13 protein-coding genes are annotated in these 13,392 nt (G+C 42.2%); 4 read left to right on the top strand and 9 right to left on the bottom strand.

The annotated features are described in order from the left end of the window. Positions 1-559 precede the first annotated feature (559 nt). From LLW17_RS14325 to LLW17_RS14295, 7 genes are all read right to left on the bottom strand, one after another. On the bottom strand, positions 560-931 hold the full coding sequence (locus LLW17_RS14325) for a DUF2809 domain-containing protein (protein WP_228230976.1): 372 nt from the start codon (positions 929-931) through the stop codon (positions 560-562). Further along, entirely contained in the window at positions 915-1,592 is a 678-nt protein-coding gene (locus LLW17_RS14320) for a DUF1361 domain-containing protein (protein ID WP_228230975.1), read from the bottom strand. Before LLW17_RS14320 ends, LLW17_RS14325 begins: the two co-directional genes overlap by 17 nt. 67 nt (positions 1,593-1,659) lie before the next feature. Further along, positions 1,660-2,457: a DoxX family protein gene (locus LLW17_RS14315; protein ID WP_228230974.1), complete on the bottom strand. Its 798-nt coding sequence runs from the start codon at positions 2,455-2,457 to the stop codon at positions 1,660-1,662. A 27-nt stretch (positions 2,458-2,484) separates the two neighbouring features. Beyond that, on the bottom strand, positions 2,485-3,861 hold the full coding sequence (creD, locus tag LLW17_RS14310; RefSeq protein WP_228230973.1) for a cell envelope integrity protein CreD: 1,377 nt from the start codon (positions 3,859-3,861) through the stop codon (positions 2,485-2,487). Between the two features lie 10 nt (positions 3,862-3,871). After that, the gene (locus tag LLW17_RS14305; protein ID WP_228230972.1) at positions 3,872-4,381 is read right to left on the bottom strand and encodes a Coq4 family protein; all 510 of its coding nucleotides are present in this window, start codon (positions 4,379-4,381) and stop codon (positions 3,872-3,874) included. Beyond that, entirely contained in the window at positions 4,374-4,673 is a 300-nt protein-coding gene (locus LLW17_RS14300; RefSeq protein WP_228230971.1) for a winged helix-turn-helix domain-containing protein, read from the bottom strand. Before LLW17_RS14300 ends, LLW17_RS14305 begins: the two co-directional genes overlap by 8 nt. A gap of 27 nt (positions 4,674-4,700) precedes the next feature. Next, entirely contained in the window at positions 4,701-5,372 is a 672-nt protein-coding gene (locus tag LLW17_RS14295; protein WP_228230970.1) for a hypothetical protein, read from the bottom strand. A gap of 359 nt (positions 5,373-5,731) precedes the next feature. On the opposite strand from LLW17_RS14295, the gene LLW17_RS14290 reads away from it, so the two are divergent. The 3 genes from LLW17_RS14290 (at position 5,732) to LLW17_RS14280 (ending at position 8,069) form a co-directional block, all read left to right on the top strand. After that, complete coding sequence (locus LLW17_RS14290) at positions 5,732-6,082, top strand: DUF1801 domain-containing protein (protein ID WP_228230969.1); 351 nt, start codon at positions 5,732-5,734, stop codon at positions 6,080-6,082. 101 nt (positions 6,083-6,183) lie between these two features. After that, a complete protein-coding gene (locus tag LLW17_RS14285) occupies positions 6,184-7,152 on the top strand; it encodes a DUF6624 domain-containing protein (protein WP_228230968.1) in 969 nt (322 codons plus the stop codon). A 17-nt stretch (positions 7,153-7,169) separates the two neighbouring features. Next, positions 7,170-8,069, top strand: a complete 900-nt coding sequence (locus tag LLW17_RS14280) for a hypothetical protein (protein ID WP_228230967.1) — start codon at positions 7,170-7,172, stop codon at positions 8,067-8,069. A gap of 76 nt (positions 8,070-8,145) precedes the next feature. On the opposite strand, the gene LLW17_RS14275 is transcribed toward LLW17_RS14280, so the two are convergent. Further along, on the bottom strand, positions 8,146-10,059 hold the full coding sequence (locus LLW17_RS14275) for a TlpA disulfide reductase family protein (RefSeq protein WP_228230966.1): 1,914 nt from the start codon (positions 10,057-10,059) through the stop codon (positions 8,146-8,148). A 202-nt stretch (positions 10,060-10,261) separates the two neighbouring features. Continuing rightward, positions 10,262-11,077, bottom strand: a complete 816-nt coding sequence (gene kdsA / locus LLW17_RS14270; RefSeq protein ID WP_228230965.1) for a 3-deoxy-8-phosphooctulonate synthase — start codon at positions 11,075-11,077, stop codon at positions 10,262-10,264. A 516-nt stretch (positions 11,078-11,593) separates the two neighbouring features. On the opposite strand from kdsA, the gene typA reads away from it, so the two are divergent. Further along, positions 11,594-13,390, top strand: a complete 1,797-nt coding sequence (gene typA / locus LLW17_RS14265; protein ID WP_228230964.1) for a translational GTPase TypA — start codon at positions 11,594-11,596, stop codon at positions 13,388-13,390. Positions 13,391-13,392 lie beyond the last annotated feature (2 nt).

Raw genomic sequence — 13,392 nt, 5'->3', positions numbered from 1 at the left:
CTCTTTGAGAGCTTCTAAAACCACTTTGGTCTTGAACTTGGGTGTGAATTTTCTTCGTGTCATAAAACAGTAAATTTAAAGTTATTTTGGAACTTAAATTACTGTCCTAATTTTTGGGGGATGCTCATAGCTCTTAATTCTGCATTCTACATTCAGAATTTTTCAAGCAGTCTCAGTAGGCAGTCACAGTTAGTAGTTAGTTGAGTTCTAGAATCAGGGTCGTAAATTCAAAACCAGCAATAACTCTTAATTCTGCATTCTACATTCAGAATTTTTCAAGCAGTCTCATTAGGCAGTCACAGTTAGCAGTTAGTTGGGTTCAGGATTCAGGGTCGTGAATTCAAAACCAGCAATAACTCTTAATTCTGCAAGCTACATTCTGCATTTACAAGGTCGTATCAGCTTTCAAGCAGTTAAGAATTTATGGCGAGGAATCTTGACCGTCAAGCGATTCAACGATTACACAGTTGAACGATTAAACTTTTTTCGCAGCTTAGGAAAACCGAAAACCGAAAACCGAAAACAAAAACCGAAAACTTCTTTCAATAACAATAAAAATTCAGCCTTTCACCCGTTCCAACCGATAAACCGCCAACATCCCCAATGCGTACATTAACAGGTCAATCCAGGAGAAGTGACTGCCAAAAACCAAAGTGGCTACCTGTTTGTAAGTGCCTTCAAAAAACTGAGTCAGATCTATAAGCTGAAGCACTTCGACCAGTAACGCGATTGAAGCGGTGAGAACCAGCCCTGTTTTAACGGCAAGACGCGAACAACTCATAATCAAGGTGTAGATCAGAATGACCGCCAGTAAATCACCCAAATAACTGCGAATGAATCCTCCTTTCAAATACATAGCAATTGCCGCTTCAATACCAAAAAGGATCACAAAACCAATCACATAATACAACCGCTTAGCACGTGGAATCATGGTTTTGTTTTTTGGTTAACCAAAACTGAAAACTAAAGTAGCCTGCATTAAGCAATAGCCCAAAACTCAGGGTGAAAATCCATACTCTGTGGTTTTGAATGGGATTAATGAGATATTGCGCAATGGTATATAGAAGCTCCAGCGGATTGGTCACCACATCCCACGAATTAAAACGTATAAATCTGCCCAGATAAATACCAAAACCGCACAGGATAAGCACCGCAACAGTTGCTAGATTGACCCATTTAGCCGCGATTTGTGTTGCCAACAATTTACGCCAGACGCGTATAGATTCAAAACCAAAATACAGGCTCAGCAGTGCAAAAACACTAATCGTAACCAGATCATACCAGAGCCAATCCTCCGGACTATACGACAGGTGAATCAAATCGGTAATGACATAAGGGGCATTGGGTAGAAAAAGCAGCCAGACAGCCAAAGCTGTAAAAAGTTGAAGCTTCTGCTTTTCAAGCCGTTCCTGCGCTTCCGCATACCAGGCAATTCCCAGCGGGATAAAGGCCAGAAAGAGATTCCACACCAGGAAGAGACCGAAATAGTCGTGTGTGGTTTTGATGCGAAATACCAAAAGGAAAAAGCACAATAGCAGTGTGGCAAGCAGGTATTTTAATGTCGTGTATTTTTTGAGAATGAAATTTTTCATAGTTGTTTAATGTTCATTATTACTGATTTGTTATTCCTTATTGCTCTTGTAAAGAGCAAACCGCATTTCAATTTTTGGCTTTTACGGCTTCATACTCTTCCAAACAGGTGTCAAGGGTTTTTCCCTGATTGTGAATGCAATTGCAAAAATCGAAACCGGCTTTTTCAGGAGTTCGTTTTTCGAGTCGGCTTACGCAATCATAATAATTGTTACGCGGCATCAGTTCAAAAAGGCGGTTAGAAGCGAAGACGGTAATTACAAAAGTTACGATTACTACCAACAAAAATCCCCACGGAAACTTTTTGGAAACCAAAGGTGATTTCAAGCTGGCCAGATTCAGGTTATAGCGAAACGACACATGCTTCCCGGCTGCATTACGTTTTTCAGCTTCATTGAGTGAAATGCGCGGTACATAGTTTAGGCTTTTTTCACCGAATGGCAGTATAAATTTGAGTCGGTCATAATTGTAGAGCAGAATATACAGATTTGCCAAAACCATGAGGGTCGAAGTAACCAGCGAACCTTCAAAACGTACCGCCCAGGAGAGCACCCAAATATTGACTATTATCGGAAAATAGAGTAGAGCTCCCAGCAGTGCTGTGCGTCTGATGACCAGCAGAATACCGGCGAGAATTTGGGACACACCAATAAAGGGATAGTAAAATTCCGTATGGTGCAAAGCCTCCAGGTACGCGCCCATAGGATGCCTGATGTCCAGGCCGCTGGCAAATCGTTCGCCGATAATCTTAACGTAGCCGGCAACTATAAAACCCAGAGCCAGGGTGCATCTGCAAAAGAGGTAAAAGAGGGCGTGCCAAAAATTGACTCGCACCTTTTTATAAAAATGAAGGAATGGACCGTTCATAAGCTGTTTGGTTTCGGTGGAATTAAATTAAGAATTCCAATCAATTTTGCGCGAGACATACATCACCAGCGCCAGAATGATAAACAGGCCGATGCTTCCTACCAGCAGTGCATAACTTTCAAGCTGAATGATCACGTAGATGAAGCTGTACAGGAGCGTAAGGGATAGCCCTATAAAAACCGGGAACTTGATATTCTTGAGAATACTTCGGGCGTAAAGCGAAATCAGCAGTACGACGGCCACACTCGCAACCAGATAGGCGTTGAGGTAATTGCTGTGTTCTGAAATCGAAATCAGCAGCGTGTAAAACATAATAAGCGCCAGCCCAATCATCAGGTATTGAAACGGATGAATCCCTATTTTGCTCAGCGTTTGGATGAGGAAGAAAATGAGAAAAGTAAGACCTATGACCAGAAAGCCGTATTTAGCCGTACGCTCACTTTTTTGGTATTCGTCTACCGGAATCATAAAGTTCACCCCAAAAGCATAGGCGTTTAATGTGGGTAGGCTGATAAAGAATTCCTGCGGAAAGGGGCGGTTGATATCAAGCACCCGCCATTTGGCATCAAAGCCTTTGCCCTCCAGTTTATCCTGATTGTAGGGCAGAAAGTTTCCGGTAAAATTATTGGTTTCCCAGTCTGAAGTGATTTGCGCTTCGGTGGTTTTACCAATGGGGATGAATTGTATTTGCTGACTTCCGTTAATGTGAAGGTCCATTGTAAAACTCACTTTTGATTCCTGCGGAAGACTTTCGGGTTTGATCGCCGTACTTTCCATCATAAACAGTTCAACCGCATCCAGACTTTTTCCAACACGCTGTTCAAATTTCGATGTAAATAAATAGGAAGTTCCGTTGAGGTTAATCTTTACCTGCTTGTTGACGCCTTTTAAATTGGAAGTCTGAAAAAGCACCCGTGCCTTTTCCCATAGAATTTGTACCGGCTCTCCGGGTGCATCGCTAAAATCGGGTACGGCAAAACTGCCTTCAAAATGCGTCTCTGAATTATAAACCGTGGTTTTATAAATACTTCGGGATTTAATTTCCGGATTTACCTGCGTTTTCAGATTGAGTTGTTCGGGAAAGAAATAAGCGATATGCTCTTCTTCGGTCACAAGCGTTTCAAAGGTTTTGGTTCCGGGGTTTTGCACTGTTTTCTTGACCGGTAAGGTATATGGGATTTTGAGAACGGGGCCGTAAACCAATACTTCCTCTCCCCATTTTTCATTGATTTCTGCAACCACTTCCTGCTGCCGCTGGGCGCGTTCTTCGATCAGGTTCTGAACAAAAAATAGCGGAATGAGCAAAATAAGCGTGAGAAAGCCCACCATAAACATTCGGGCGGTGATGGAGCTTTTGATCCATTGGATGAATTTGTTGGGCGGCTGTGAATTTGGTGTGTTCATAAGATGATTTTTAAGTGTTGAGGTATTGATTTTTGAATTGATAAATGGAATGGGTCAAAAGCGGTTTATAGTCCAGATCAAACAGACTTTTGGCTCGTGCGCCTTTGTGATAGGCTTCGCGAAAAAGCGTATACTGATCGGGAAAAAGAATGATGCCGGCAAACATCGCCAGATGCAAAAACGGACTGCGTTTGCCGTTACCGTACAGGAAAAACTGAAGCGCGATCTCCTGAGCCGTATCGGTCTCATAACCGGTGAGTATGTGGAAAATGTCGTGGTTTTCGCAGTGCGGCTGAGGTTCAAAATGCTGTTTGAGCAGAAAACATCCCAGATGAAAACCCAGACTTTCCGGCGGATACAGAAGGAGCTCGCTTCGCGAAATACCCCAGGGTTTATTACGCTTAAACAGCACGTAAACCCGACTGGTAAGATCGAATGAGGCGCCTACAACGAGTTCTCTTATGATTAGTAAAGTACTTTGAAATTCAAAGTAAATAGATAAAAAAATAGATTTAGTCATTTGGGTTGATCAGTTTTTCTAAAGCTTCAATGTGTTTGGTAAAGGCTTCGCGACCCGCAGAGGTGGCGATGTAGCGCGTATTGGGCTTTCGGTTAATAAATGATTTTTCGACCTTGATGTAATTTTCTTTTTCAAGGGCTTTGGTGTGGCTGGCAATGTTGCCGTCTGTGGCGCCCAGCAGTTCCTTCAGCATATTAAAATCGGCAAAATCATTCACCATGAGAACGCTCATAATACCCAGGCGAATGCGATGGTCAAAGGCTTTGTTGATATGTTGAATGATGTTTTTCAAGGTGCTATGATTCGGTTTTAGAGCTTACTAGTTCCCCGCCCTTTGGGAGGGGTTAGGGGTGGGACGGTCGTATTTGCGGTACATAATAGCGCCATAAATGATGTGAAACACACCAAAACCCAGCGCCCAAAAGTACAAACCATATCCCACAAACTGGGTTGCTACGAGACCGATTAGAACATTGGCCAAACCCAGATATTTGATGTCACCCACCGTAAACTTACTGGCATTAATGAGTGCCAGGCCGTAAAAGATTAGGGTAGCCGGTGCGACAAGACCTACGATATCGTATTGGAGCAACACCAGGCAAAAAAGTCCGCCTGTGATTAATGGAACCGTGAAATTGGCCAGAAGCCGCTTCGAAACCGGATTCCAGATGTCTTCGTTGAGTTTTTTGGCTTTACGAACCGTAAAAATAGCGCCTGTAGCAACAGCCAGAATTAAGGTTATAAATGCCGTGAGCAATAAATCTCCTAAAAGATTATAGGCAATGATAAAGTCGGTAATATATTCACCTAAGGCTGATTGATTTTGATATTCGGGAACTGTACTCAGGCGATAGTGTGCATAGGCTGATGCAGCCAGTGCGTAAACACCGGCTAGAATTCCCGATAGTCCGCTGATGGACATAAACCGCGTGGAGCGATTCATCATATTTTTAATTTCAGAGATATCCTGAAGGTAGTTTCTGGTTTCCATACAAAAGTACTTTGAATTGCAAAGTAAAGTAAAATAGTTGAAATACGAAATACGAAATACGAAATACGAAATTTTTGATTTAGAGAACAGAGAACAAATCGTTTGGTGACATGAGTTAAGAGGTGACTCTTCGATACACCGCTCCTTAGGTCGCGGCACTCAGGGTCCGGATGAATATAATATTAGTTAGCAGTCTCAGTGGGCAGTTGGATTGATTCAAGATTCAAGGTTAAAAAATTCAAAAATTTGTATTCAATTGGAGTTCTTGTTTTTTCTTCCACGATTCCATGATTCCATTTTTTTTCACAACTTAGGAAAACCGAAAACCGAAAACCCGAAACAAGTCTTAAATTACAGCTATGAATCCTGCAGAAAACTATATCCTTTCTCAACCCGAGCCTTTTAAAAGTATTTTATTGGAGCTGCAGGTGATTATCGAGCATGCAGCTCCCGAGGCTGAGTTGCTGTATAAATGGCATTTGCCGTTTTATTATTTGAATGGAAAAATGTTCTGTTTTTTGAATTTTAGGAAACGTTTTGTGGATTTGAGCTTTGTTTATGGAACAGACCTTGATGATCCCGACAATCATTTAATAGCCGGTGAAAACCGGAAACGGCTACGCTCTTTGAGGTATCATAAGGTGGAAGATATTGATGCTGAACTAGTGATTGTGTTTTTGAAGCAGCTCAGGGCTATTTTGGAGAGTTAAGATTTTTTTGAGAAAATAAGGAAAACCGTAAGCGTTTAACTCCGGAATGTTCTAACTTACTCCTATTAACCTATATCATTTGGGTTTACCTATTAAGAAATATGAGAATTGTTAGATTACAAATTACTGCGCTGTTTTTAAGTTTTTTTGCATCGTATAGTCAGGAAACAAAAAACTATGATGATTTAATTCTTGAGGCATACAGGCTTTATCAGTCCCAAAAGTATTCGGAGTCTGGCGTTACCTATGAAAAGGCTTTTAATCTGACCGGAGATGATACACAGATTGCTGATCGGTATAATGCTGCATGTTCCTGGGCACTTGCAAACCAGGTAGATAAAGCTTTTGAACACTTATTTGTCATTTCTAAACCGGATGGGTATAAAAACTATGCTCATATCTCTCAGGATACTGACCTTGCCAATTTACATAGTGATACCCGCTGGGATGAAATTCTTGCACGTGTGAAGCAAAATAGGGAGGAGGTAGAGCAATACTGGGATAAACCACTGGTAGCTGTCTTAGATAGTGTTCATCAAAGTGATCAAAGCGTCAGAAAAAAGCTTGGAGCACTGGGAGATCAACACGGTTGGCAGTCAAAAGAAGTAAAAACTCAATGGAAAACAGTAGACCGGGTAGACAGCATTAATTTGATCAAAGTGAAACGCATTCTGGATGAACGTGGTTGGCTAGGCTCTGATGTGCTGGGCGACGAAGGTAATATGACCTTGTTTTTGGTTATTCAGCATTCTGATCTTGAAATACAGGAAAACTACCTGCCCTTACTGCAAAAAGCTGTTTTAGAAGGAAACACTCCGCCTCATTTTTTAGCTCTTTTACAGGATCGCATTGAGATACGTAACGACAGGCCTCAAATTTACGGCAGTCAGGTGGGCCGCACAGAAACCGGAGAGTCTTTTGTCGCTCGGATGATTGACCCCGATCACGTAGATGAGCGAAGAGCTTCAATAGGGCTTGATCCGATGGCGTCTTACCTTTCTAATTTTGATATGGAATGGGATTTAGAGGCCTATAAACGGAGCTTGAAATCTCCGGATAAAAACGAATAATTTTAAATAAACGAATAATGAAAAAACATTTTAAAAATCTACTCCCGATTCTGTGTCTGATTTTAACTACAGCTTTAAGTACAGCGCAGGAAGCCGAAGCTTTAACTACTGCAGATTATACACTCTACAAACCCCAACAAACGGATGCCGTTTTTATTTTGTTTGGTGGATTTGGAGAAAACGCTGTGGGTATTGAAAACGAGTACCCCATAACCGATTTAGCCTTGTCTAAAAATGTAGCCGTGGCCTATCTGAACTATAATCGTAAGATTTTTTTACAGGAGGAAGAAAAGGCGCAATTGGCACAGATGCTTCAGAATCTAATCACTTCAAATAACCTGACTGATGATGCGGTTTATATCGGTGGATTGTCTAGCGGCGGAGCCTTGTCATTGATAATAAGTAACTATCTAACGGAAAATACATCCTATGGAATTAAACCTGCCGGAGTATTTGCTGTGGATGCTCCGGTAGATCTTGCAGCGCTCTATCGTATTGCCAAACAAAATGTAGCGCGTAATTTCTCACCCGCTGCGGCCGGAGAAAGCGCCTTTATGCTTCAGTTTTTTAATGCGCAATTGGGAAATCCTGATGAGGAGATCGGTCCTTACGAAACGTACAGCGCTTTTGTCTATGAAACCGAAAACTTTCAGAATTTGAAAGCTTTAGAAAATACCAAAATCCGTTTTTATACAGAGCCCGATAAAACCTGGTGGAAAGAGAATATGGGAGTTGATTATGAGCAAATGAATGCTTTTCATCTGGAGCGGCTATCGGAGTTTTTGACCGCTAAAGGCTACGATAACGTAGAACTTATTACGACTGAGGATAAGGGATATAGGGCAGACGGAAGCAGAAATCCGCACAGTTGGTCTATTGTTGATCAGGACGGCCTGCTGCAATGGATACTTGATTAAGAAGTAGTTGAGCTATAAAAAAAAATCCGTGTCTGATATTCAAACACGGATTTTTTAATTTTCTAACGTCTACGAACTACTGCCCCGCAGCCAGTGCGATCATCATATCAAGTTCTTCAACCAGACCGTCTGTATTTCCGTCAAAACCTACAGCTTTGAATTTGATTTTTCCGTCGGGGCCAACCACAAACTTGGTGGGAATACCGTCAACCTCATAGGCTGAAACCACGTCGTATTTGCGACTGCCTTCTTCTTCAGGAGTGTCCATCAATACATTAAAGGTGTAGTTGTTTTGCTTGATGAAATCACTTACTCCTTTTTCACGGGCTTCACCGCTGGTGCTTTCCCAGGTGTCTATAAAGAGGAATTCTACATTTTTATTATCGGCATATTTGGTAACTGCCTTTTGCATTCCGGGGAAGGAAACTTTACACGGTCCGCACCAGGTTGCCCAGAAATCGAGAACTACCGTTTTTCCTTTTAAATCGGCCAGAGCGATTTCTTCACCTTCCAGGTTTTTAAGGCGGAATTGAGGTGCTTCTTCATCAAGCATTTCTTTTTTCAGTTCGGCTAAAGCCTTATCTTGAGCGACTTGCTCCAAAGAACTTAGGTAGCTTTTAAAGTCTTCTTCCTGTTCTGTTTTGGCGTAAGCAGTAGCCAGATATTCTTTGGTCTTTGTGGTAGCATTACCCTCTTTAACCAGCTCAGAGGCTTTTTCAAAAACTTTGTCATATTGCTCATCTGCTGCCAGAAACTGAATGTAGCGCTCACTAACATCAGGGGCAGCACCATCTGCAACGGCATCTTCCTGAACAGCGATAGCTTCTTTAACTTTACCCTGCTTGAACAGGATCAGGGCATAGGTGTCTGAGTACATAGCCCGGGTAGATTTCATGTTGTTCGCATATTGGCGGGCCGTATAATACTCCGGTTTTTTTGATTTTTCAGTCTCAATGATAGCAAGGGATTTTTTAGACAATTCTTCCGCCAGTGCGAGGTTTTCTCCGCTTTCGGCGTAGCCCCAGGCGATATTATTCAGGGTTGAGGCTTTAGATAAATCGTCACCGGCCATCTCCATATATTTTTTGAAATTTTCGGTATCTCCTGCATTGAGGTATGCATCAGCTAAACTGCGGTATAGAAAATTTTTCTGAGTGCCTTCAGTTCCTATCTTTTCATTGAATTCTTCAAGTACTGCAAGCTTTTCTTCGGGAGTTTGAGCACCACGCATTTTAGAAACATAAGCGTTTTGAGCAATTTGACTCTTAGGATATTTTTCAATGAAAATCGCCTGAATCGAATCGGTTTTGGGCTGATCCCTTTTGATCTGATGTATCGTAATCAGGTTTTGATACTCCTCTTTTGTAAGCTCCTGTTTTTGGGAGTACGCGGCGAGTTCTTCATCTAATTTCACTCCGGCAGCTTTAGCATCTACCTGATTCATTACCTGCATCTGTATCGTGAACCAATCGTTTTTAAGTTCGGGATTCTTTTCAAGAGCGCGGTTAATGGCAGCCAAAGTAGAGTCTGGTGTTGTTTTCATACCGTAATAACTGCCCTGAGCGAGTTTATAAAAGGCGATTCCGGCTTCAGAACCGGCAACGGGTACACCTGCCTCGTTATACAGGCTTAGCGTATATCCCTGCTCTTCATTGGAGTCGTAGTCCTTTCCATTTTTAAAATTGAAAATAAGACCCTGTGCCGAATCGGGAATGGCAATACTGCCCTTATAACGCTCTCCGTCTTTGACCAGATCAATATCCTGGGGATAACTTTTAGTATTTACGGTATAGGCGTAAAATGCTTCTATATCGAGCGAATCTTCTGTTTGTTCAGGTGTATACCAAAGGCTCAAACTGTCGCCGGGCATCGGCTTGCTTTCTGAAAGTTCGAGATTACCCATTGTTAATGGAGTTTTTTCAGGTTCGTCTGTACAGGAAAGTACAGCCAGGGTGGTTAAGGCTAGTGCGGAGATGCGTAAATAGTTCATTTTAAATGTTTTTTGATTGTGATTAAAAATAAAAAGAATTCTTCACATAGCTGTTTTTGATACCTGAGAAGAAAACTAAAGCAGGACGGAACGAGCAGAGCAGAACGTAAATGCGGCAAAATATGCTGTTAAAAATTAAAGGATTGCCAAAACCAGAGTCTTAGCAATCCTTTAAATTGAACTATTCGTAGTCTGTTAAATTTTACCCGGCAACCACTTTACGTATCGCCACCAGTTTGGTAAGCAATCCTTCCAGTAAGCTTAGGTCGAGCATATTGGCACCGTCGCTCTTCGCATTTGCGGGGTCGAAATGGGTCTCGATAAATAGACCGTCAACACCGGCTGCGATGCCGGCCTTTGCCATTGTACCTATAAGTTCAGGTCGGCCGCCGGTTACGCCACTGCTTTGATTGGGCTGTTGTAAGGAGTGGGTAACATCAAGTACGGTTGGTGCGTATTGCTTCATGGTGGGGATGCCTCTAAAATCTACGATAAGATCCTGATAGCCAAACATCGTACCGCGGTCGGTGATCCAGACGTTCTCGTTGCCGGTGTCGGTCACTTTAGTAACGGCGTGTTTCATCGCCTCCGGACTCATAAACTGACCTTTTTTAAGGTTGACTACTTTGCCGGTTTCGGCAGCAGCGACTACCAGGTCGGTTTGACGGACCAAAAAGGCCGGAATTTGTAACACATCTACATATTCGGCAGCCATAGCTGCGTCTTCGTTTACGTGAATGTCGGTCACCGTTGGGACTTTAAAAGTCTCTGAAACCTTACGCAGAATCTTAAGCGCTTTTTCATCACCAATACCGGTAAAGCTATCGATGCGGCTGCGGTTTGCCTTTTTAAAACTTCCTTTAAAAACGTAGGGGATTCCCAGTTTATCGGTTATGCCCACTACTTTTTCGGCGATGCGCAACGCCATTTCCTCGCCTTCAATGGCGCAGGGCCCGGCAAGCAGGAAAAAGTTATTGGTGTCTGTATGTTTAATCTGGGGAATATTGGAAAGTTTCATCGGTTCTTATTTAAAGCTGCAAAGATAAGTTATTGGGAATAGTTAAATGTTATGGGTTAATTGTTACTGGTGAAAAGTGAAAAAGTAGGAAGTAAAACGTGTTGTCAGTTCGAGCGCAGTCGAGAACCTATTGTTGAAGACAACTACCAATTACAAAAAAAAAAAAGGGAATAAACAGAAACCGAAGTAAAATGAATTCCAATTAACTTTTAAAAGAAAAAAGAAAAAAGAAAACAAGAAACAAGCAAACCTTGAGCCTGTAGCCTGCAACCGCTTGCGGCAGGGATAGCAGCGGCATCCTTTTTTGTTAGGAGAGGCTTCCTGCGCCTTTTGGCGCATTAGGTAAAGCTGCTAATAAAAAAGATAGAGCGTATAGCCCGGTTGCTGCTTGTGGTTGATTTTCAATTTTTTAGAGGATTTTACGCAAGCAGCAAGCCGCCCAAATTATAATTGAAATAAGTGCTTAAAAGTCCGCGAATTAACTGTATCTTTGCGCCCTTAAAATAAGGGCTACTTATGAATATTAAAAACATTGCGATTATCGCGCACGTTGACCACGGTAAAACCACCCTGGTAGACAAAATTATGTACCACTGCCAGTTGTTTCGTGAAAACGAAAACACCGGTGATTTGATTCTGGATAATAACGATCTGGAGCGTGAACGCGGTATTACTATTACTTCTAAGAACGTTTCGGTTATCTATAAAGACACCAAGATTAACATTATTGATACTCCGGGTCACGCCGATTTTGGTGGTGAGGTTGAGCGGGTACTCAATATGGCTGACGGCGTATTATTGCTGGTTGATGCTTTTGAAGGGCCTATGCCACAAACGCGTTTTGTATTGCAAAAGGCTATTGACCTGGGTCTTAAACCGTGCGTGGTTATTAATAAAGTAGATAAAGAAAACTGTACTCCTGAAGAAGTTCACGAGAAGGTTTTTGACCTTATGTTTGAATTGGGTGCCGAAGAATGGCAGCTAGATTTCCCTACGGTTTATGGTTCGGCTAAAAACAACTGGATGAGTGACCACTGGGAAAATCAAACGGAAAACATTGAGCCACTTCTAGATATGGTGATGGAGCATATTCCTTCTCCTAAAATTCAAGAGGGTACCACCCAGATGCTGATTACTTCTCTGGATTTCTCTTCATTTACAGGGCGTATCGCCATAGGACGTTTACAACGCGGTATCTTAAAAGAAGGGATGAACGTATCGCTGGTTAAGCGTGACGGAAGCATCAAAAAAGCAAAAATTAAAGAATTACACACCTTTGAAGGACTTGGTCGTAAGAAAGTAGCCGAAGTTCAGGCAGGTGATATTTGTGCTCTTGTAGGTATTGAAGGTTTTGAAATTGGAGACACCGTTGCCGATTTTGAGAATCCGGAAGGATTGAAAACCATCGCTATCGATGAGCCTACGATGAGTATGTTATTTACCATTAACGATTCGCCATTCTTTGGTAAAGACGGAAAGTTTGTGACTTCGCGTCACATCAAAGACCGTTTATGGAAAGAGCTTGAGAAAAACCTGGCACTTCGCGTAGAAGAAACGAACAGTGCAGATAAGTTTATGGTATTTGGCCGTGGGGTATTACACCTTTCGGTATTGATCGAGACAATGCGTCGTGAAGGTTACGAAATGCAAATTGGACAGCCGCAGGTAATCATCAAGGAAATTGACGGGGTTAAATGCGAACCTATTGAAGAATTGACTATTGACCTGCCGGATGAAGTTTCAGGTAAGGCGGTAGAAATGGTGTCTATCCGTAAAGGGGAGATGTTGAGTATGGAAGCCAAAGGTGATCGTATGGTTTGCCAGTTTTTAATTCCTTCACGAGGGATTATCGGTTTACGTAACCAGTTGCTTACTGCCACTGCAGGTGAAGCGATTATGGCACACCGTTTTAAAGAATACCAGCCGCTTAAGGGAGATATCCCGGGTCGTAACAACGGTTCGCTGGTTTCTATGGAAAAAGGTACTGCTATCCCATATTCTATTGATAAACTACAGGATCGTGGTAAGTTCTTCGTTGATCCGGGTGAGGATATCTACGAAGGTCAGGTAATTGGTGAAAACAGCCGTCAGGATGATATGACCGTTAATATCACCAAGACCAAAAAATTATCAAACGTACGTTCTTCTGGAGCAGATGATAAGGCCAAAATTGTACCGGCTATCAAATTCTCGTTAGAAGAGGCTTTAGAATACATACAAAAAGATGAATATGTTGAGGTTACTCCAAACCATTTGCGTCTGCGTAAGGTATTGTTAACCGAAAACGAACGTAAGCGTAACAAGTCGGTTTAACC

Origin of the sequence: Leeuwenhoekiella parthenopeia (genome assembly GCF_020782115.1) — a bacterium.
GTDB lineage: Bacteria > Bacteroidota > Bacteroidia > Flavobacteriales > Flavobacteriaceae > Leeuwenhoekiella > Leeuwenhoekiella parthenopeia.
Note: the sequence above shows the minus strand (reverse complement) of the source record. Positions and strands in the feature narration are given on the sequence as shown.